The 20,072-nt window shown below is 52.6% G+C and carries 21 protein-coding genes and 1 pseudogene; 12 read left to right on the plus strand and 10 right to left on the minus strand.

Translation table 11 applies throughout. From position 1 onward, the window contains the following. Positions 1 to 278 precede the first annotated feature (278 nt). The 5 genes and pseudogenes from KCG55_RS04115 to KCG55_RS04135 form a co-directional block, all read right to left on the minus strand. A complete protein-coding gene (locus KCG55_RS04115) occupies positions 279 to 1,136 on the minus strand; it encodes a hypothetical protein (RefSeq protein ID WP_254323452.1) in 858 nt (285 codons plus the stop codon). A gap of 72 nt (positions 1,137 to 1,208) precedes the next feature. Next, positions 1,209 to 3,046: pseudogene (gene glmS, locus KCG55_RS04120) on the minus strand (glutamine--fructose-6-phosphate transaminase (isomerizing)). 161 nt (positions 3,047 to 3,207) lie between these two features. Beyond that, a complete protein-coding gene (glmU, locus tag KCG55_RS04125) occupies positions 3,208 to 4,581 on the minus strand; it encodes a bifunctional UDP-N-acetylglucosamine diphosphorylase/glucosamine-1-phosphate N-acetyltransferase GlmU (protein WP_254323453.1) in 1,374 nt (457 codons plus the stop codon). 98 nt (positions 4,582 to 4,679) lie between these two features. Continuing rightward, positions 4,680 to 4,964, minus strand: coding sequence for a membrane lipoprotein lipid attachment site-containing protein (locus KCG55_RS04130; RefSeq protein WP_254323454.1), 285 nt, complete (start codon positions 4,962 to 4,964; stop codon positions 4,680 to 4,682). 61 nt (positions 4,965 to 5,025) lie between these two features. After that, positions 5,026 to 5,673 (minus strand): pyrimidine 5'-nucleotidase, encoded by a 648-nt coding sequence (locus tag KCG55_RS04135; RefSeq protein ID WP_254323455.1) that lies wholly within the window; start codon positions 5,671 to 5,673, stop codon positions 5,026 to 5,028. Between the two features lie 64 nt (positions 5,674 to 5,737). Here KCG55_RS04135 and KCG55_RS04140 point away from each other — a divergent pair, with 64 nt between their 5' ends. The 4 genes from KCG55_RS04140 to KCG55_RS04155 all read left to right on the plus strand — a co-directional run bounded on the left by KCG55_RS04140 (position 5,738) and on the right by KCG55_RS04155 (position 9,330). After that, entirely contained in the window at positions 5,738 to 6,739 is a 1,002-nt protein-coding gene (locus KCG55_RS04140; RefSeq protein ID WP_254323456.1) for a thiamine ABC transporter substrate-binding protein, read from the plus strand. A gap of 113 nt (positions 6,740 to 6,852) precedes the next feature. Beyond that, positions 6,853 to 7,698: a mechanosensitive ion channel family protein gene (locus tag KCG55_RS04145; protein ID WP_254323457.1), complete on the plus strand. Its 846-nt coding sequence runs from the start codon at positions 6,853 to 6,855 to the stop codon at positions 7,696 to 7,698. Between the two features lie 75 nt (positions 7,699 to 7,773). Continuing rightward, entirely contained in the window at positions 7,774 to 8,241 is a 468-nt protein-coding gene (locus tag KCG55_RS04150) for a CinA family protein (protein WP_003686660.1), read from the plus strand. A gap of 81 nt (positions 8,242 to 8,322) precedes the next feature. Next, complete coding sequence (locus KCG55_RS04155; protein ID WP_254322367.1) at positions 8,323 to 9,330, plus strand: IS5 family transposase; 1,008 nt, start codon at positions 8,323 to 8,325, stop codon at positions 9,328 to 9,330. A gap of 216 nt (positions 9,331 to 9,546) precedes the next feature. Here the strand turns inward: KCG55_RS04155 and efeB are convergent, their stop codons facing one another. The 3 genes from efeB to efeU form a co-directional block, all read right to left on the minus strand. Then, positions 9,547 to 10,812 (minus strand): iron uptake transporter deferrochelatase/peroxidase subunit, encoded by a 1,266-nt coding sequence (efeB, locus tag KCG55_RS04160; protein WP_254323458.1) that lies wholly within the window; start codon positions 10,810 to 10,812, stop codon positions 9,547 to 9,549. A gap of 135 nt (positions 10,813 to 10,947) precedes the next feature. Next, positions 10,948 to 12,114, minus strand: a complete 1,167-nt coding sequence (efeO, locus tag KCG55_RS04165) for an iron uptake system protein EfeO (protein WP_250591138.1) — start codon at positions 12,112 to 12,114, stop codon at positions 10,948 to 10,950. Positions 12,115 to 12,126: 12 nt separating this feature from the next. Then, entirely contained in the window at positions 12,127 to 12,951 is an 825-nt protein-coding gene (gene efeU, locus KCG55_RS04170) for an iron uptake transporter permease EfeU (RefSeq protein WP_254323459.1), read from the minus strand. A 390-nt stretch (positions 12,952 to 13,341) separates the two neighbouring features. Between efeU and KCG55_RS04175 the strand changes: the two genes are divergently transcribed. The 3 genes from KCG55_RS04175 to KCG55_RS04185 all read left to right on the plus strand — a co-directional run bounded on the left by KCG55_RS04175 (position 13,342) and on the right by KCG55_RS04185 (position 15,361). Continuing rightward, positions 13,342 to 14,517 (plus strand): cytochrome-c peroxidase, encoded by a 1,176-nt coding sequence (locus tag KCG55_RS04175; protein ID WP_254323460.1) that lies wholly within the window; start codon positions 13,342 to 13,344, stop codon positions 14,515 to 14,517. A 139-nt stretch (positions 14,518 to 14,656) separates the two neighbouring features. Further along, on the plus strand, positions 14,657 to 14,986 hold the full coding sequence (locus KCG55_RS04180; protein WP_094192864.1) for an FKBP-type peptidyl-prolyl cis-trans isomerase: 330 nt from the start codon (positions 14,657 to 14,659) through the stop codon (positions 14,984 to 14,986). 126 nt (positions 14,987 to 15,112) lie between these two features. Further along, positions 15,113 to 15,361, plus strand: a complete 249-nt coding sequence (locus KCG55_RS04185) for a BolA family protein (protein WP_003686612.1) — start codon at positions 15,113 to 15,115, stop codon at positions 15,359 to 15,361. A 145-nt stretch (positions 15,362 to 15,506) separates the two neighbouring features. On the opposite strand, the gene KCG55_RS04190 is transcribed toward KCG55_RS04185, so the two are convergent. Both KCG55_RS04190 and bioH read right to left on the minus strand, forming a co-directional pair. Further along, on the minus strand, positions 15,507 to 16,301 hold the full coding sequence (locus tag KCG55_RS04190; RefSeq protein ID WP_254323461.1) for a class I SAM-dependent methyltransferase: 795 nt from the start codon (positions 16,299 to 16,301) through the stop codon (positions 15,507 to 15,509). Between the two features lie 55 nt (positions 16,302 to 16,356). Next, complete coding sequence (gene bioH, locus KCG55_RS04195; RefSeq protein ID WP_063076319.1) at positions 16,357 to 17,103, minus strand: pimeloyl-ACP methyl ester esterase BioH; 747 nt, start codon at positions 17,101 to 17,103, stop codon at positions 16,357 to 16,359. Here bioH and KCG55_RS04200 point away from each other — a divergent pair. From KCG55_RS04200 to KCG55_RS04220, 5 genes are all read left to right on the plus strand, one after another. Further along, positions 17,102 to 17,818: a ComF family protein gene (locus KCG55_RS04200; protein WP_254323462.1), complete on the plus strand. Its 717-nt coding sequence runs from the start codon at positions 17,102 to 17,104 to the stop codon at positions 17,816 to 17,818. The two genes, bioH and KCG55_RS04200, sit on opposite strands and share 2 nt — an antisense overlap. Positions 17,819 to 17,882: 64 nt before the next feature. Beyond that, positions 17,883 to 18,347 carry a tRNA (uridine(34)/cytosine(34)/5-carboxymethylaminomethyluridine(34)-2'-O)-methyltransferase TrmL gene (trmL, locus tag KCG55_RS04205; protein ID WP_254323463.1) on the plus strand — a complete coding sequence of 155 codons (465 nt, stop codon included), beginning with the start codon at positions 17,883 to 17,885 and terminating at the stop codon, positions 18,345 to 18,347. A 48-nt stretch (positions 18,348 to 18,395) separates the two neighbouring features. Beyond that, positions 18,396 to 19,115: a septal ring lytic transglycosylase RlpA family protein gene (locus KCG55_RS04210; RefSeq protein WP_107768586.1), complete on the plus strand. Its 720-nt coding sequence runs from the start codon at positions 18,396 to 18,398 to the stop codon at positions 19,113 to 19,115. 98 nt (positions 19,116 to 19,213) lie between these two features. After that, on the plus strand, positions 19,214 to 19,798 hold the full coding sequence (gene ruvA, locus KCG55_RS04215) for a Holliday junction branch migration protein RuvA (RefSeq protein ID WP_063068624.1): 585 nt from the start codon (positions 19,214 to 19,216) through the stop codon (positions 19,796 to 19,798). A gap of 13 nt (positions 19,799 to 19,811) precedes the next feature. Then, on the plus strand, positions 19,812 to 20,045 hold the full coding sequence (locus KCG55_RS04220) for a methionine-binding protein (RefSeq protein ID WP_254323464.1): 234 nt from the start codon (positions 19,812 to 19,814) through the stop codon (positions 20,043 to 20,045). The last annotated feature ends 27 nt before the right edge of the window (positions 20,046 to 20,072 follow it).

Raw genomic sequence — 20,072 nt, forward strand, 5'->3', positions numbered from 1 at the left:
TAATCAAGGTCGTCTGAAACTTTTCAGACGACCTCTTTGTTTGTAAGAAGTTCCAATACAGCATATTGGTTTGCACCATTTTGCATATAGTCAGTTGCGTCAATTTTTACTGGTGTACGATTAGCTGATGTTATCGATATTCCCATATCTTCTCTTTTGGGTGGTATCGGGCTGTTCCACAAATATTAGAATAAAATTCTACCTACTGTAACATCGGATACAGCTAAAGATTTTTGGTTATCTGACATGATAATGGCACTCCTTGTTAAGAAGATAAGTTATTTGACATAAAAAGGCTGCCACAAAACATCTCCGCAATTGTTCATGAATAATATTTCTGTAGCGTATTGTTGATACGTTCTCTCTTTATTTACGTCCCATCTATGCAGGCCAGGATCTACACCAGTAAATTTAAAATAAAAATTACCTACTCCGTAATTTTGAATATTGATATTTTGGGGTATGTCATTTTCTGGAAAAATTGCTGCTCCTTCCAAATAGGTAATTAAAGCATCTTTTTTAATTATTGGTTCAGCCTCTTTTTTACTTAAAACTGTACAGCAATCAGAACCATACATATTGGCACCGTTCTTACTGGGACCTCTAAGAATCAAAGTAAAACCTTTATTGTCATATTGTTCCAAATAGTTTCTCAAATCATTTTCCTGTCTGATTTCCTTTTTAGGATACTTTGCCAGCAACGTCCCATCCATCGGGTCTTTCTCCGCCAAAAACATCCTGTCCCATTGCTCATTGGTGTAATCTTGCGGGACAAACCAGACGCTACAGGCCTTTTCGTGACGTACGCAGTCTGCTCCCGTAGAATAATCCCGTCCGCCCTGATTGGTGGTCATATTAGCCTTATAAGCTTCAGCCTCCCCCAACAACCTACCTGCAAAACTGACCATTGCTTTCCTGTGTAATTCTGCGGGCGTGTAAAACTTTCTATCCCGCCAGCAATAGCCTGCCCTGAGTTTTTCCCTGTATTCCTGTTCCGAAACCCCTTCAGGCTTGGGGTCTTTGGCAATCAGTTCTTTCCAGTATTGGTATTTGTCGGGTGCGGTATATTCATATATACCGAAGCCTGCTGCCGTCAAAGCAGCGATTGCCAGTAGGTATTTGTAGACTTTATTCATTTGCTTGCCTTTAATTAATAATTAAGGCCGTCTGAAAAGTTTCAGACGACCTTTTATCGTTTAAGCCAGGCTTTATTCGACCGTTACTGATTTAGCCAAGTTGCGCGGTTTGTCCACGTCTGTACCGCGTGCGAGGGCGGCGTGGTAAGACAGGAGCTGCACGGGGATGGTGTGCACAATCGGCGAGAGTACGCCGACGTGGCGTGGGGCACGGATAACGTGCACGCCTTCGGTGGCGTTGAAGTTGCTGTCGAGGTCGGCGAAAACGAACAGTTCGCCGCCGCGTGCGCCGACTTCCTGCATATTGGCTTTCACTTTGTCCAACAGGCTGTCGTTCGGGGCAATCACGACAACAGGCATGTTCTCGTCCACCAAAGCCAACGGGCCGTGTTTCAACTCACCCGCAGGATACGCTTCGGCGTGGATATAGGTAATCTCTTTCAGCTTCAATGCGCCTTCAAGGGCGATTGGGAAGTGGATGCCGCGGCCTAAGAAGAGTGCGCTGGTTTTCTTGGCAAATTTTTGCGCCCAAGCGGCAATTTGCGGCTCAAGGTTGAGAACGTGCTGAATGCTGCCCGGCAGTTGGCGTAGTTCTTCAACGTATTCACGCGCTTGTTCGTCAGAAACCAGGCCGCGCTGTTTGCCCAAGGTAACGGCCAGGCCGAACAGGACTACCAGTTGGGTCGTGAACGCTTTGGTAGAGGCAACGCCGATTTCTGCGCCGGCGCGTGTGTACAGTACCAATTCGCTTTCACGCGGCAGGGCGGATTCCATCACATTACAGATAGACAGGCTGTGTTTGTGTCCCAAGGATTGCGCGTATTTCAGGGCTTCCATGGTGTCCAAAGTTTCGCCGGATTGGGAAATGGTGATGACCAATTGTTTCGGATCGGCAATCACGTCGCGGTAGCGGTATTCACTGGCGATTTCCACGTCGGTCGGCACTTTGGCGATGGATTCGAGCCAGTATTTGGCGGTCAACGCGGCATAGTAGGACGTACCGCAGGCAAGGATTTTGATGCTGTGGATATCGTCGAATACTTCGCGAGCGTTCGCGCCGAAGTTTTCAGGTTCAAAACCGCCGTCCAAGAAGACTTCGGCAGTATCGGCGATGGCGCGGGGCTGTTCGTGGATTTCTTTTTGCATGAAGTGGCTGTATGGGCCCAACTCCAAAGAAGCCAGAGACAATTCGGACACTTTAATCGCACGCTCGGTTTGCGCACCGGTTTTGTCGAGCAGTTTTTCGATACCGTTTGCGTTCAGCAGGGCGATGTCGCCGTCTTCCAAGTAAGCGATGCGGCGGGTAAAGGCGATCACGGCGGATACGTCGGAAGCGATAAAGGTTTCTTGGTCGCCCAAGGCCACCAACAGCGGGCAGCCCATGCGCGCAACAACCATTTGTTCAGGGTTGTCTTGTGCGATAACGGCAATGGCGTATGCGCCGTGGAAACGGGCAGTCGCAGCTTGGACGGCTTCAAACAGTTTGCCGCCGTTTTGTGTGTATTCGTGGTTGACGCTGTGGGCGATGACTTCGGTATCGGTTTGCGATTCGAAGGTGTAACCCAACGCTTGCAGGCGTTCGCGTTCGGTTTCAAAGTTTTCGATGATGCCGTTGTGGACAACCGCGATCATGCCGCCGGAAATGTGGGGTGGGCGTTAGGCTCGGTTACGCCGCCGTGGGTTGCCCAACGAGTGTGACCTATGCCGATATGGCCGAACACGCCTTTTTCGCGTGCTGCATCTTCCATCAGCTGCACACGGCCGACACGGCGGACGCGTTTGATTTTGCCGTCTGTATTCACGGCGATACCCGACGAATCGTAGCCTCGGTATTCAAGGCGTTTGAGACCGTCGGTCAGAAAATCGACTACATTGTGATTGGCGCGAATAGCACCTACGATACCGCACATATAAGTTCCTTAGTATCAAAAGTTTGAGAAAATGACTGCTGCTCCGGCTCCCGAAAGCGGCAGTCGGAAAACGCCGTTTTATATTCATTGAAACGGCAAATCTAGGTTTCAGACGGCCTGTTGTTTCTCAAGGCCGTCTGAAAACAAATAAAAGATCAACCTTACTTCTTATCGCCTTTTTCCGGACGCACCCAGCCTTCGATGACGGTTTGGCGGGAACGGGCGAGAACGAGTTTGCCGTCTTCGCAGTTGCGGGTAATCGCGCTGCCCGCACCTGTCGTCACTTTGTTACCGAGGGTAACAGGAGCAACCAGTACGCAGTTTGAACCGATGCGTACTTCGTCGCCGATGATGGTTTTGTGTTTGTTCACGCCGTCGTAGTTGGCAATAATCGTGCCGGCGCCGAAGTTGGTTTTGCTGCCGATCTCGGCATCACCGATGTAGGTGAGGTGGTTGGCTTTGGTGCCGTTGCCGATGGTGGCGTTTTTGACTTCGACGAAGTTGCCGATGTGTACATCGTCGGCCAGTTTGGCTTGCGGACGCAGACGGGCGTATGGGCCGATTTGGTTGTTTTCGCCGACTTCGCAACCTTCAAAATGGGAGAATGGGGCGATTTTGGTGTTAGCACCGATTTTGGCGTTTTTGATCACGCAGTTGGCACCGATTTCGACGTTGTTGCCGAGTTCGACTTCGCCTTCGATGACGACGTTGACGTCAATCACGACATCTTGTCCGTGTTTCAGACGGCCTCGTAAATCGAAACGTGCCGGATCGCGCAGGGTCACGCCTGCTTTGAGCAATTCTTGCGCCTGTTCGGTTTGGAAAATACGCTCGAGTTCGGCCAGTTGGAGTTTGTTGTTCACGCCGGCGGCCAGATGGGAGGCGCGGACTTGGACGGGATGAACTTTGATGTCGTCGGCAACGGCTTTGGCGATGAGGTCGGTTAGGTAGTATTCGCCTTGGGCATTGTTGCTGGAAAGGCTGTTCAACCAAGCTTCGAGTTTGGCATTAGGCAGAACCAAAATGCCGGTATTGATTTCTTTCACGGCTTTTTGGGCGGCATCGGCGTCTTTTTCTTCAACAATGGCGGTTACGCTGCCGTTGCTGTCGCGGATGATACGGCCCAAACCTGTCGGGTCGTTGGGCACGTCGGTCAACAGGCCGACTTCGTCGCCTGCGGCTTCGAGCAGGGTTTCGAGGGTGGCTGCGTCAATCAGGGGGACGTCACCGTACAACACCAGCGTGCGGCCTTCGGCAGACAGGTGCGGCAGGGCGGTTTTAACGGCGTGGCCGGTACCGAGCTGTTCGGTTTGTTCAACCCAAACGACATCGCGTTTGACGGTGTCCAAGACTTGCTCTTTGCCGTGGCCGATGACGACGCAGATGTTTTGGGGATTCAGGGAGGCGGCGGTGTCAATAACGCGCTCAACCATGGGAAGGCCGCCGATGCGGTGCAGCACTTTGGGCATTTTGGAGTACATGCGCGTGCCTTTGCCGGCGGCGAGGATAACGATATTTAAAGCTGTCTGAGCCATGATACGATTTCCGTTGTGGTTGTTTGAGGCCGTCTGAAAAGTGAGGCAACAAGTGTTGATTGTTTTTCACTCCGTTTCAGACGGCCTTGGGGATATTGTTATTCGGTTGCTGGCTGTTGGTTGGCAAATTGCGGTTTTTGCCAGTGCTGGCCGCGTTCGCCGTGTTCAGCATGATCCGCTTGATGGGATTGGACGGCGCGGCGCTCAGGGCGGAACTGGTTGTAATTCATGTTTTTAGAATAAGTACCGTCCTGATAAACGATAGGCGTGCCGGTAGCATATTTTTGGCGTACGGCGGTACGGCCGGATTCAGTGGTGTAGGTTTCCCAAGAGCAACCGGCCAAAACGGCGGCGGCGGTCAGGATTAAAGCGAGTTTACGCATGATGTTGTCCTTGTTTTTAAATGTCGGCAATACCGTGTATTGTACTTGATTTTTAAAAATTTCATGGCAGGTTTTGTGCAAAATCAAGCAAGCCCCGCATATCTTTCGCTATGCCGTCGGCAAATGGCAACGGATGGGCTTTTTCGCCGTACCAAACGGTCTTCATGCCCAAGGCTTTGGCTTGGTGCAGATTGTCGGCGCTGTCGTCCACCATAATGCACTGTTCGGGATTGATGCCCAACAGGCGGCAGACGTTGAGATAGGCTTGCGGATTGGGTTTGTAGAGCAGGCCGAAGTCGTCCGTGCCGAACAAGCCGTCAAAATGCGCTTCCAAGCCCAATGCTTCAACCAATGCGCGGACATAAAACGAAGGCCCGTTGGAAAATACGGCTTTTCGCCCTTTCAGACGGCCTAAAACGTCATCAGTTCCATCCATACCCTCCACCTTTGCCAAAATTTGCTTAAGCGGGTGACTTTCACGCAAAAATTCATCGATATCGACTTCGGGATGGTGGATTTGCAAACCGGCAAGCGTCGCGCCGTATCGGTGCCAATAATCTTGGCGAAGTTGGGAGGCGGCCTCTTCGGAAAGCTTCAGACGGCCTGCCATGTATTCGGTCATGGCGCGGTTGATGATGTAGAAAATGCCGGCTTCGGCATTGTGCAAAGTATTGTCGAGGTCAAACAGCCAAACGGGAGAATGATTCATATCGTGCCTTGATATGCAGATTTTGTTATGATATTTCGTATTTTACCCGTACAAAGGAAAGAGAATGAAACTGAAATTGTCCGCCTTGGCCCTGTTGCTGGCTTCGGCAAACCTGTACGCCCAAACCGAAGTGCGTTTGGCCGTGCACAAATCCTTCAGCCTACCCCAATCCGTCATCGCGCAATTTGAAAAAGCCAACGATGCCAAAGTGTCCGTCATCAAGGCAGGCAGCGGCAACGAAATGCTCAACAAGCTGATTTTGAGCAAGGCCAACCCGATTGCCGATGCGGTTTACGGTTTGGACAACGCCAACATCGGCAAAGCCAAAGCCGCCGGCATCCTCGCCGCCAACCAACCTAAATCTGCGCCCGTAACCGCTTCCCTGCCCGATGCGCTGGCCGTCGATTACGCCTATGTCGCCATCAACTACGACAAAAAATGGTTTGAACAGAAAAAACTGCCTCTGCCGCAAACCCTGCAAGACCTGACCAAACCGGAATATAAAAACCTTTTGGTAACCCCGTCTCCCGCCACATCCTCGCCCGGCCTCTCCTTCCTCTTGGCCAACATCGGCGGCATGGGTGAAGAAGGCGCATTCAAATGGTGGGCGCAAATGCGCCAAAACGGCGTGAAAGTTGCCAAAGGCTGGAGTGAAGCCTACTACACCGACTTCACCCAAAACGGCGGCGCTTATCCCCTCGTGGTCAGCTATGCCACCAGCCCGGCGGCCGAAGTCCACTACTCCAAAGGCAAATACAACACCCCGCCCACCGGCAACCTCTTCCTCAAAGGCGGAACATTCCGCCAAGTTGAAGGCGCGGCCGTTTTGAAAGGCGCGAAGCAACCCGAACTGGCGGCCAAACTGGTGAGCTGGCTGCAAAGCGGCGAAGTGCAACAAGCCCTGCCTGCCGAAATGTGGGTCTATCCGGCTGCCAAAAACACGCCGCTGCCCAAAGTATTCGAGTTTGCCCAAACCCCGAAACACAGCGATTCCCCCAACCGCGCCGACATCAACACCAAACAAAAACAATGGGTGAGCCGTTGGAGCAAAACCGTTTTACGTTAAGCTGAAAAAGATTTAAGAAAGATTAAAGGCCGTCTGAAAAAACAAATCATTAGTTTTTCAGACGGCCTTGTTTTACAATGACCTTTTAAACAACTTCACACGCATACACAATTATGAATTTCGATCTTCAATCCCTCTCCCCCTTCTCCGGTTGGGAACAACTCGCCCAAACCGGCATGTCTTTCGGCATGAACCTGCTGGCCGCCTTAGCCATCTTCTTTATCGGCCGCTGGGTCACCACGCGCGTGGTGACACTGATGAAAACCGCACTGACGCGCGCCAAAGTCGATAAAACGCTGGTCAGCTTCCTCGGCAACGTCGCCAACATCGGCCTGCTGATCCTCATCATCATCGCCGCACTGGGTAAACTCGGTATTCCGACCACTTCCGTGACCGCCTTGATCGGTGGCGCAGGCTTGGCCGTGGCTTTGTCTTTGAAAGACCAACTGTCCAACTTCGCCGCCGGCGTGCTGATTATCCTGTTCCGCCCGTTTAAAGTCGGCGACTTTATCCGCGTCAACGGTTTTGAAGGTATCGTCCGAGAAATCAAAATGGTGCAGACCTCTTTGAGCACGCCGGACAACGAAGAAGTCGTCCTACCCAACAGCGTGGTCATGACCAACAGCATCACCAACCGCTCCTCCCTGCCCCTGTGCCGCGCCCAAGTCGTTGTCGGCGTCGATTACGCCTGCGACTTGAAAGCCGCCAAAGCCGCCGTATTGAGAGCGGCAACCGAGCATCCATTGTGTGTTCAAACCGAAGAACGACCTGCCGTCGTATACATTACCAACCTTGGCGACAGCGCCATCGAAATCACCCTTTGGGCGTGGACGCAAGAAGAAAATCTCGGCCCGTTCCGATTCGCCCTGAACGAGCAGATCGTCGAAAATCTGCGCGAAGCCAACATCAACATCCCATTCCCACAATGTGATGTCCACCTCATTCAGCCGAAAGACTGATTTCAGCTTTCAGGCCGTCTGAAACTCGGCGGGTCAAACGCCCGCCCCATTCCACCATTTCCATAAGGAGCCGCCATGTCCCATCTGCAAACCATCGCCGAACACCTGACCAGCCGCCGTCAAACCGTTACCTGCGCCGAGTCCTGCACCGGCGGTCTGCTTGCAGGTGCGCTGACCTCCCTCTCCGGCAGCTCGCAATGGTTTCATCAAAGCTTCGTCACATACAGCAACCAAGCCAAACAAGAGCGCCTCGGCGTCATGCCCGATACCTTGCTGAAACACGGCGCGGTCAGCCGCGAAACCGTCTATGAAATGGCACGCGGCGCAAAAGCCGTGGCGCAGGCAGATTACGCCTTGAGTATTTCCGGCATCGCCGGCCCTAGCGGCGGCAGCGCGGCCAAACCGGTCGGCACAGTCTGGTTCGGCCTGGCCACGCCCGAAGGTTCGTTTGAACAAACCGCGCTATTCACAGGCGACCGCGAAGCAGTAAGGGCGCAAGCCGTCGAATACGCATTGGCTTTCTTGGCGGAACATTTGGTTTGATAGAAAAAACACAGGCCGAGACCTTTGCAAAATTCCCCAAAATCCCCTAAATTCCCACCCAAGACATTTAGGGGATTTCTCATGAGCACCTTCTTCCAGCAAACCGCACAAGTCATGATCGCCAAACACATCGACCGTTTCCCACTATTGAAGTTGGATCAGGTGATTGATTGGCAGCCGATCGAACAATACCTGAATCGTCAAAGAACCCGTTACCTTAGAGACCACCGCGGCCGTCCCGCCTATCCCCTGTTGTCCATGTTCAAAGCTATCCTGCTCGGACAATGGCACAGCCTCTCCGATCCCGAACTCGAACACAGCCTCATCACCCGCATCGATTTCAACCTGTTTTGCCGTTTTGACGAACTGAGCATCCCCGATTACAGCACCTTATGCCGCTACCGCAACTGGCTGGCGCAAGACGACACCCTGTCCGAATTGCTGGAACTGATTAACCGCCAACTGACCGAAAAAGGCCTAAAAGTAGAGAAAGCATCCGCCGCCGTCATTGACGCCACCATTATCCAGACCGCCGGCAGCAAACAGCGCCAGGCCATAGAAGTCGACGAGGAAGGACAAGTCAGCGGCCAAACCACACCGAGTAAAGACAGCGATGCCCGTTGGATAAAGAAAAACGGCCTCTACAGACTCGGTTACAAACAACATACCCGTACCGATGCGGAAGGCTATATCGAGAAACTGCACATTACCCCCGCCAATGCCCATGAGTGCAAACATCTGTCGCCTTTGTTGGAAGGCTTGCCCAAAGGTACAACCGTCTATGCCGACAAAGGCTATGACAGTGAGGAAAACCGTCAATATCTGGAAGAGCGTCGACTGCAGGACGGCATTATGCGCAAAGCCCACCGTAAACATCCGCTGACGGAAGCGCAAACCAAACGCAACCGATATTTGTCGAAGACCCGTTATGTGGTCGAACAAAGCTTCGGTACGCTGCACCGTAAATTCCGCTATGCGCGGGCAGCCTATTTCGGGCTGCTCAAAGTGAGTGCGCAAAGCCATCTGAAGGCGATGTGTTTGAACCTTTTGAAAGCCGCCAACAGGCTAAGTGCGCCTGTAGCTGCCTAAAAGGCGGCCGGATGCCTGATTATGGGGTGTCCGGGGAGAAAAAAGGGGGAATTTGGGTAAAATCAGGAGTAATTGGAGGCGAAAACAGCCGAAAACCTGTGTTTGGATTTCGGCTGTTGGAAGGAAAGGAATTTTGCAAAGGTCTCAGGCCGTCTGAAATCTGGAAATCAGGTTTCAGACGGCCTTTTTATTTATCTATTCAAACCATCGGCGGATTTATACGCCCAAAAGCTCTTTGCCGAGGAAGCTGCCTTTTTCGACACCCGGCAGGACGAAGAAATAGCCGCCGCCAAACGGGCTGATGTATTCCTCCAGCGGCTCGCCGTTGAGCAGGTTTTGTACGAAGATGAAGCCGTCAGCAAGGTTGGCCTGATAGCAGATGAACACCAAGCCGACATCGAGCTGGCCGTTGGCGGCGAGGCCGCGCGAGTAGTTGAAGGCGCGGCGGTAGAGCAGGTGTTTTTTCATGAACTCAGGATCGCGCGGATTGGCAAGGCGCATATGGCTGTCTTTGGGCGTGATTTTGCCGTCGGGGTCTTTGGCAAAATCGGCGGTGTCGCCCTCTTTTTTACCGTCCATGGGCGCGCCGCTGTATTTGCGCCGGCCGAAAATGTCGGTTTGTTCCTGCATCGGGGTGCGATCCCAAAACTCGACAAAGTGGCGGATGAGGCGGACGGCCTGATAGCTGCCGTTTTTCGTCCATGCCGGTTCGTCCAAGCTGTTGGCGGCAACGCCTGTCCACAGGACTTGATCGGCGACTTTGGGATCTTCGACTTTGGGATTGCCGGAGCCGTCGCGGAAACCTAAAAGGTTGCGCGCGGCAATGGCGCCGGGTTCGGCTTTAGGGAGCCAACCGTCTATGCTCCAGCGGATCACGGCAAACTGGGCGGTGTTTTTGATGATGTCGCGCAGGGCGGCTTGGCAGGTTTCGGGGGAAAACGCGCAAATTTGCAGGCTGAGGTCGCCGTCGCACCAAGATTTTTGGAGTTTGTCGTTGGGGAAGTCGCGCATTTCCTGCAGGTGTTTCGGCTTTTTGTCTTTGAGGCCAAAGCGGTCGTCAAAGAGGCCGCTGCCGACGCCGACGGTAACCGTCAATCCGTCGGGGCGGAATTGTTTGCCGAGAATGCCGCTGCCTGCAGGCGGGAGTTTGTCGTCGCCGTCTTGGTATTCGCCACCTTGGGTGAGGAATTCGATGCGGGCGGTCAGGGCGCGGAACAGGTTTTCAAGTTGTTTGGCGTCTTTGGCGGTAACGTCAAAGGCACACATGATGCCAAAGAGCTGGTGTGGCGTGACAATGCCTGCCTGATGCTCGCCGTAACACGGATAGGCCAGCTCGGAATGTTGGTTGTTTTGGGTCTCGGCGGCGGCTTCGCCTTGTTTTTTACCGGCAAAATAACCGGCAACGCCGATGGCGCCGGCGGCAAGGGCAGTTTTGAAAAGGGTTCGTTTTTCGGGTTGTGCCGGTTGTTTGTTTTGGCTCATGGTCTGCTCCTTGGCAGGGAACGGAAAGATTGCAATCGTGTGAAGTAAGGTCGGTTTTCAAGCATATTTTGTGTGGGCGACAATAAGATTCAGACGGCCTTTCAATATCCAAAGGCCGTCTGAAAACGCGTTATCTTATTTCAAACCCAAAATGCCGCGCAGTTTGGCCAAGTCTTCTGCCAAGGCATTAATCGGCGCCTGCAGGGCTTTGCGGTCTTCTTCGCTCAGTTTGTCGTACAGCTCGAAGCCGTCTTGTTTTTTGTATTTCGCCAAAATGTCTTCAACCTGTTTGAAGTTGGCATCGGTTTTTTCCAACAACGCTTTGTCTTTGGCTTCGATCAGCGGACGGAACAAATCAACGATTTTTTTGGAGCCTTCCACATTGGCTTGGAAGTCGCTCAGGTCGGTATGGCTGTAACGGTCTTCTTCGCCGCTGATTTTGCTGCCTGCCACTTCTTCAATCAAAACAGCCGCGCCGCCCACCACTTTGCTTGGCGGGAAGGAAAGGGCATCGATTTCTTTTTGCAGGGACTCAACGTCTTTAAAGAGTTTGTCGGCGATTTCTTTCACATCGGAAACGTCTTTTTTCACCCACAGGGCGTGTTCGATACGGTGGAAGCCGGTAAAGGCCGCGTCGTTTGCGCCGTCTTTGAAGTCATCTTCACGCGCGTCGATGGCCGGGTCGAGTTCGTTAAAGAGTTCGGCAATCGGCTCGATGCGTTCGTAGTGGACGCGGGTGGCGGCAAACAGGGATTTCGCTTTTTCAATATCACCGGCTTTAACGGCATCGGTAAAGGCTTTGGTTTTAGCAACCAACTCTTTGGCTTCCGCCTGAACATAAGCTTTATAGTCGGCCAAAGGTTGCGCCAGTTTTTCCAAATCGGCTTCGTTGGCAGTGTCTTTGAAGCCGCTGTCGGTAACAATCAGCTTACCGCGCGGATTGGTCAACAGGCCGCAAGTCATTTCGTATTCGCCCGGCAGCAGGGTAACGGTCATTTTGTCGGATAAACCCGGGGCGATGTTTTCACGCTCGTCCACCACCATCACGCCTTTCAGGATTTCCCATTCCAGCTTGCGGCCGCTGTCGTTTTTAATGTTGAACACGACTTGGCCGCTGGGGACGGTCAATTCCATCGGTTCGCAGGCAGTATCGTTCACACCGATATTGACCGAACCGTCGGCATTGGCGGCAGCGGATGCGCCTGAAGCAGCAGGCGCGGCTTTTTCGGCTTCAGGCGGCTGACACGCGGTCAAACCCAGAGCCAGCATTACAGACAAAGCAGTCAGATTGAATTTTTTCATTTTACTTCCTTCTTATTTAGTTAATGTTTTTGCCGGCGCGCTGCCGCGCAAAAACCAAATCATGACGGGAACCAGATACAACAGCCAAATCAGGACTTCGCCTTCGGTCGGATGGTCGGTATAGCCGAAGAAACCGCCGAGCAGCACGCCTAAAGGGCTGTCTTCATGCAAATATTTCGAGGTGTCGAAAGCAATGTCCTGCATCGCATTCCATACGCCTGCCTCATGCAGCGCGCGAAACGAACCGGCCAGCAGACCGGCCGCCACCACAATCAAAAACGCGCCCGTCCAACGGAAAAACTTCGCCAAGTTCAGGCGCATACCGCCCTGATAAATCAGCGTACCGATGACAACCGCCGCCAACAGCCCCAACACCGCGCCTATCGGCATAGACCACGTCGGGCTTTGCTGGAACACGGCAAGCAGGAAAAACACGCTTTCCAAACCTTCGCGCGCCACGGCCAAAAACGCCATGCCGACCAAAGCCCAGCCCTGGCCGCTGCCGTGGTTCAAGGCCGACTGAACAGAATCCTGAAGATGCTGTTTCATCGAACGCGCGGCCTTCTTCATCCACAAAATCATGTACGTCAGCATGGCCACGGCCACCAGGCCGATGATGCCGACCACCAATTCCTGCTCTTTTTGCGGAATCTCGCCCGTAATGGAATGAATGCCGTAACCGATACCCAAACACATGGCCGCAGCCAAAAACACGCCCAGCCAAACCTTCGGCATCAGCTCGCTGTGTCCCGACTGTTTCAAAAAACTGGCAACAATGCCGACGATCAGGGCGGCTTCGATGCCCTCGCGCAGCATAATCAATAAAGCAATCAGCATAAAAAACTCTAAAGTGAAACGTTCATTTATTAACGCATATTAACGCATTTATAACGCTTTATGCTTAATAACGCAAATTATTTTCATTTTTTAATAACCCTATAATTATTAATATTTTTTAAAAGAAAATAACAAACGTAATCAATAAAAACTAAAAGGTCGTCTGAATTTTGTTTTTTCAGACGGCCTTAAAAACCATAACTAATTGTAAAAAAACAATAAAAAAGTTTCATAGCATAAAATTCTCTATTGGTTATATTTTCAAAATTTATCAAAAATAAAAGATTGATTTATAGCAAGAATTAAAAGCAACTCATCTTATATAGTTCAAACACTGCTGTCACAACCAGCAAACCATTACATAACAAATGCATAACAAAGGAACCTCCTATGCCACGTTTGAAACTCCACCAAATCGTTCTGGCCTTGGCCGTTTCTGCCGCGTTGACCGCCTGCGGTGAGAAAACTGCACAAACTACTGAAACTCCTCAAGCTGCTTCTGCCGCGAGCGCTGCCGATGTTGCCGCAAGCACCGCCGCCGTTTCAGCCCCTCAAAATTCTGCCGATGTTTCTGACGAAGATAAAGCCCTGTTGGAACGCGCGCAAGCTACGTTCAAACCTTTGCCTGACGCAGCCGAAATGCAAAAAGTCCGTCCGTTTACCGAAGAACAGGTCAAACTCGGCCAACAACTTTGGTACGAAAACCGCCTGTCCAAAGGCAACACCGTCAGCTGTAACTCTTGCCACAACTTGGCAACCGCCGGCGTAGACAACATGCCGACCAGCGCGGGCCACAAAAGCCAATTCGGCGGCCGTAACTCCCCAACTGCTCTGAATGCCGCCTTGTTGGGCAGCCAATTCTGGGACGGCCGTGCAGCCGATGTGGAAGAACAAGCCGGCGGTCCATTGCTCAACCCTGTTGAAATGGCCAACGCGACCGAAGCCGATGCCGCCGCAAAAATCGCCGGTATTCCTGAATACCAAGAGAAATTCAAAGGCGCATTCCCTGAAGACGGCGCGGTTTCCCTCAAAAACATCACCACCGCATTGGGCGCGTTTGAACGTACCCTGCTGACCCCGACCCGTTGGGACGACTACCTGAAAGGCAACGTATCTGCCCTGAGCGAACAAGAACGCAAAGGCGTACGCGCATTTATGGACAACGGCTGTATCGCTTGTCACAGCGGCGTCAACTTGGGCGGTACCATGTTCCAAAAATTCGGTTTGGTGGATGGTCCTTACTGGAAACACATCGACGATCCTAAACACGACAAAGGCCGTGCGGACGTAACCAAAAAAGCCGAAGACGAATTCTTCTTCCGTGTTCCCGGCTTGAGAAACGTTGAGCGCACCTACCCATACTTCCACAACGGCAGCGTTTGGGAACTGGATAAAGCCGTCAACATCATGGCAAAAGCGCAATTGGGTAAAACCCTGGCTCCGGAAGACACTGAAAACATCGTTGCCTTCTTGAAAGCCCTCTCCGGCAATGTTCCTGAATCTGCCCGAACCATGCCTGAGCTGCCTGTATCCACCGACGTCAAATCCCGACCTGACAACAAATAAGGTTTAGCGCAAAACAAAGGCCGTCTGAAAATCCGTTTCAGACGGCCTTTTTATTGCCGGCCATATGGGCGGCTTTGTTTCACGATTCCACACAATATGGTAATCTTGAGCCGATTTTCACCATACATCCGAAAGGAACATCATGAGCCTGATTATTGAAGACTTGCAAGAAGGCCACGGCAAAGAAGCCGTCAAAGGCAAAGAAATCACCGTACATTACACCGGCTGGTTGGAAGACGGTACCAAATTCGACTCCAGCCTCGACCGCCGTCAACCGCTGACCATCACTCTGGGCGTCGGCCAAGTGATTAAAGGTTGGGACGAAGGCTTCGGCGGCATGAAAGAAGGCGGCAAACGCAAGCTGACCATTCCTTCCGAAATGGGCTACGGCGCACACGGTGCCGGCGGCGTGATTCCTCCGCACGCAACCTTGATTTTTGAAGTCGAGCTGCTGAAAGTGTACGAATAAGCATTTGACGCTTCAAAAGACCGAGGTCGTCTGAAACCCGAAGTTTGGTTTTTCAGACGGCCTGTTTTTATCAAGATTCGGTATAATGCCCTCTTTTACAAGCAAACCATTTCCCAAGGAACCCCCATGCTTTTACCCGAACAAGTCAAAACCCTGATTGAAGGCGTTACCCCTTGCGAACACGTCGAAGTCGAAGGCGACGGCCATCACTTCTTCGCCGTAATCGTTTCCTCCTCATTTGAAGGCAAAGCCCGCCTCGCCCGCCACCGCCTGATTAAAGACGGCCTCAAGCCGCAACTCGAAAGCAACGAATTGCACGCGCTGTCTATTTCCGTTGCCGCCACTCCGGCCGAATGGGCTGCCAAACAGGCTTAATTTGAAATCAAACAAAAGGCCGTCTGAAAACTTTTCAGACGGCCTTTTTCATACATGTCAAACAGCGCAGGCAATCAATACAAACGCCAAACCGCATTCGACAACACGCAATCGCGGTGTAAACCCTACCGGCACAACCGCCAAACTAGCCCTGCCGTTTCGGGAAAAACTGCACCACATTCTCCCCTTGCGGCAACACCAATTTTTTCACGGCATGGCCGTACACGGTTTCAAGCGTGATGTTCAGACGGCCTTCGTTTTCAAAAATCTTATCCACACATTCCTTTGCCGCTTGCGGATTGCTGAACTTCAACGCATTCCACAATCCCAAGGTTTCCATGTCCTGCCAAAACGTCCCGGCTTTTTTATAGCTCAACTCAAGCTTGGCCGTGTCGGTTACCGGATCGTAAAAGCCGTTGTCGGCGAGCATATCGCCCAAGTCGTGCATATCGATCAGCGTGGGCGCTTCGCATTCGATGCCTTCATGCTTCAGACGGCCTGTCAGCTCGCTCAGGCTGTCGCGGCCAAAGTGCGTGAAAAACAATAATCCGTCGGTTTTCAAAGCAGCGGCCCAGTTTTTCAATACCGGCAAAATATCGTCGGCGCGGCTGAGGCTGAGGTTGGCCCACAACATATCGGCGGATGCTTCGGGCAACGGCGCGGTCAGGGCTTGGCAATGCTGCGGAATGGTTTTGCCGGTCAGCTTCTGCCAAAAACCGCCTTTGCGCGCGGCGGCGGCGGTTTTCAAAAAGTCGGCATTCGGATCGTATTCTTCAAACACGGCGTCGGGATAACGCGCGGCCAGCAGGCTACGGCTGATATCGGCATCGGCACCAATCAGCATGATGCGTTTGGGTGCATTGCGGACCAGCTGCAGGCGCTCGTCGGTGTCTTGGGCGAGATGGCGGTGAATCTGCCAGCGTTTGTCTTGTTCAGTCATGGTAGGTCGTGTCAGCGGGCTTTGCCCGACAATGTTTTTATGGTTTAAGGCTGTTTCAGACGGCCTTTTCGACAAAATTGCGGTAGATTTCGGCAAATTCGTCGGCATGGCTTAAAAAGGGCGCGTGGGCGGCTTTGTCGATAAGGACCAGCTCGCTGTCGCTCAAATGGCGGTGCAAATATTCGCCCATGCGCGGCGGCGTGATGGCGTCTTTCTGTCCAAACACCAGCAATGACGGCGTTTGAATCAGCGGCAACAACGGACGCGCATCGGCATGGTTGACCGCTTCAAGCGCGGCCTGTAAGGCGGAGGGCGTGCCACAGCGCGCCAAATCGGGCAGCACCCGGTTTAAGATTTCGCCCGAATGCGGCGTGTGCAGCAGTTGCAGCTGTAGAAACTGTTTAATATGTTTGGCATAATCCTGCTGGAATGCGCCGACCATCTTGCCCAAGGCAGGTTGCGCCAAGCCTTCGGGATAATCCGTGTCGGCAGTCAATCGGGCAAAACTTGCCGTCAGGCAGAGCGATTGGATTTTGTCGGGATAAAGCGCGGTCAGATACAGGGCAACCAATCCGCCCAGCGACCAGCCGAGAATGTGTGCCGGCGTGTCGATTTGTCCGGCGAAGGTTTCGGCAACGGCGGCAATATCAAACGGTTCGGCAAAAGGCGCATCGCCGTGTCCGGGCAAATCAAGCGCACGGACGTCCCAATCGGCAGGCAGGCGCGGTATCAAATCGTCGAATACATGGCGGTTCGCCGCCCAACCGTGTATCAGATAAACTTTTTTGGCGGAGTGTGGCATGAATGTTCTTTCTTGGTGGCGCAGCTTGAAACAGCTCAATGCGCGACGTTGCGTATTATGCCACGATTCCGTTGCAGACGGCCTTTGCCGAGGCTGCGCAAACGATTTGACGGAATATTTTATCGATGCGGCACAAAGCTGCCCCTTGTGTTTCCGCCATGTCGCGGGCGGGGCAGTGTGCGGCAGTTGTCAGAAAAAGCCGCCCGCATTTGATAGAATGTGGGCCTCGCTGTATTACGAACCGCCCGTCAGCAGCATGATACGCGAGCTGAAACACTTGGCCGATTTGGGTATGAGCCGGCCGTTGGCTGATTTAATGTGCCAAAACGCACCGGACTGGCTGGCGACGGAACACTTCGATTTCGTCCTGCCCATGCCTTTGAGCAAAGAGCGGCGGCTCAAGCGCGGATTCAACCAAAGCGAGGCATTGACGGATATTTTGGCAAAACGCTACGGCTGGACGCTGCTACCGCGCCACGTGGTTTTCAGACGGCATGGCGAGCCGCAAAGTACGCTGAAAAGCGACGAACGTCTGCGAAATATCAAGAATGTATTTGAAATCAAAGCCGAATTGCCGAAGGCGTGTAATATTCTGTTAATTGACGATGTCTTCACCACCGGCTCGACTTTAAACGAATTGTCGAAAACGCTGAAAAAATCAGGCGCAGGTAAGATTTTTTGCTGGAGTTTGGCGCGGCCGCCAATGAAAAAATAGCTTAAAGTTTTTGACACCCATGGAACATTTCGGCATTATGCCACTCTATAAGTGATTGATTTATATGTTTACCATAGTTTTGTACCAACCCGAAATCCCGCCCAATACGGGCAATATCATCCGCCTGTGCGCCAATACCGGTGCCGATTTGCACTTGGTCAAGCCGCTTGGGTTTCCTCTGGATTCGTCCAAAATGAAACGCGCGGGTTTGGATTATCACGAGTTTGCCAAACTGACGGTACATGAGAATTTCGAAGACTGCCTCAAGGCACTCGAAGGCCGCCGCATTTTCGCGCTGACCACCAAAGGCTCTACCCGCCCCGATGAAGTTTCCTTCCGAGAAGGCGATGTGTTGCTGTTTGGTCCCGAAACACGCGGCCTGCCTGCCGAAGTTCTCGACAGCCTGCCTGCCGGACAAAAAATCCGCCTGCCGATGATGCCCGGCAGCAGGAGCATGAATCTTTCCAATTCCGTCGCCGTCATTCTGTTTGAAGCATGGCGACAAAACGGTTTTGCCGGCGGCATATAACAGGCCGTCTGAAACCGCTGCGTTATCAACTCAAGAACGGAACCCGTTTTGATTTTTACTAAAAAAAACCTCCTTTCCTTAGCCGCCACCACCATCGGCGTCCTTTCCATCAATGCCGCCGTCGCCGACAGCGTGGTCCGAGTCGAAAAACTGCATCCTTCTGCCAACCGCAGTTACAAAGTTGCCGGCAAACGCTACACGCCGCTGACCAAAGTTTCCTCTTTCAGCCAAACCGGCAAAGCCTCATGGTACGGCAGCCAATTCCACGGCCGTAAAACTTCCAGCGGCGAGCGTTACAATATGAACGCCCTCTCCGCCGCCCACAAAACCCTCCCTATTCCCAGCTACGCACGCGTGACCAATATGCAAAACGGCAAAAGCGTCATCGTCCGCGTCAACGACCGCGGCCCTTTCCACGGCAACCGCGTCATCGATGTATCCAAAGCCGCCGCCCAACAATTAGGTTTCATCAACCAAGGCACGGCCAACGTCAAAGTTGAGCAGATTATCCCCGGCCAAACCGCCGCTCAAACCATTATTTCCCCAAACAACAAAGAATTTTTTGTTGATTTGAAATCCTTCGGTACCCAACGCGAAGCGCAGGCTTATTTGAACCAAGCCGCACAAAGCCTGCCGTCAGACAGCAAAGTCATGCTTGAAAAACGCAACTACGAATACGTTGTCAAAATGGGTCCGTTCAGCAGCCAAGAACGTGCCGCCGAAGCAGGCGAACGCGCCCGTCATCTGAACCTGGCATCCGCCATCTGATTTCGTCCGCATTACCGCTGAAGTTTGATACAATACAAGGCCGTCTGAAACCCGATTGCAAGGTTTCAGACGGCCTTTTTTAATCACAGGGGAACACCATGATCAGCAGGCTTACAGGCAAATTGATTGAGAAAAATCCGCCGCAGGTCGTTATCGACGTCAACGGCGTCGGTTATGAAGCCGACGTTTCCATGCAGACTTTCTACAACCTGCCCTCCGTAGGCGAAACCGTCCATCTCTACACCCAGCTTGTCGTCCGCGAAGACGCGCATTTGCTGTTTGGTTTCGCCTCAGCTGAGGAACGCGCCACCTTCCGCCAACTGGTCAAAGTCAGCGGTATCGGTGCCAAAACCGCATTGGGCATTTTGTCGGCCATGAATGCCGACGAGCTGGCGCAAGCCATCGCCGAGGAAGACGTCAAACGCCTCTCCTCCGCCCCCGGTATCGGCAAGAAAACCGCCGAACGCATGGTGTTGGAACTGCGCGGCAAACTCGTGTCCCATACCGTTTCAGACGGCCTGTTTGCCCCTGATGCCGTTGCCGACGAAAGCCAAGACATCATCAACACCCTGCTTGCCCTCGGCTACAACGAACGCGAAGCCAAAGCCGCCACCAAAGGCATTCCCAAAGGCACGGAAGTCGGCGAAGGCGTGCGCCTGGCCTTAAAAAACCTGCTCAAATAAGGCCGTCTGAAACATGAAGGCATTGGCACTGATCATCACCCTCTTGCTGAGTGCGTGCGTCTATACCGAGACTCCGTATGGGCGCACCGCCGTCTTAGACCTGCCCATCCACTCGCAAACCACTGTCAACAAAACCGTGACCATCAACGCCCCGCCGGGAACGACTGTCATTTACCAAGACAGCCAACCCGTTCACAACCATCCGGCTTATCCCGTCTATCCGCGCCGGGTTTATCATTATCGATAAACAACGCTGACCGTTTGAAACCATATG

It is taken from the genome of Neisseria subflava, from assembly GCF_024205745.1.
GTDB lineage: Bacteria > Pseudomonadota > Gammaproteobacteria > Burkholderiales > Neisseriaceae > Neisseria > Neisseria flavescens_B.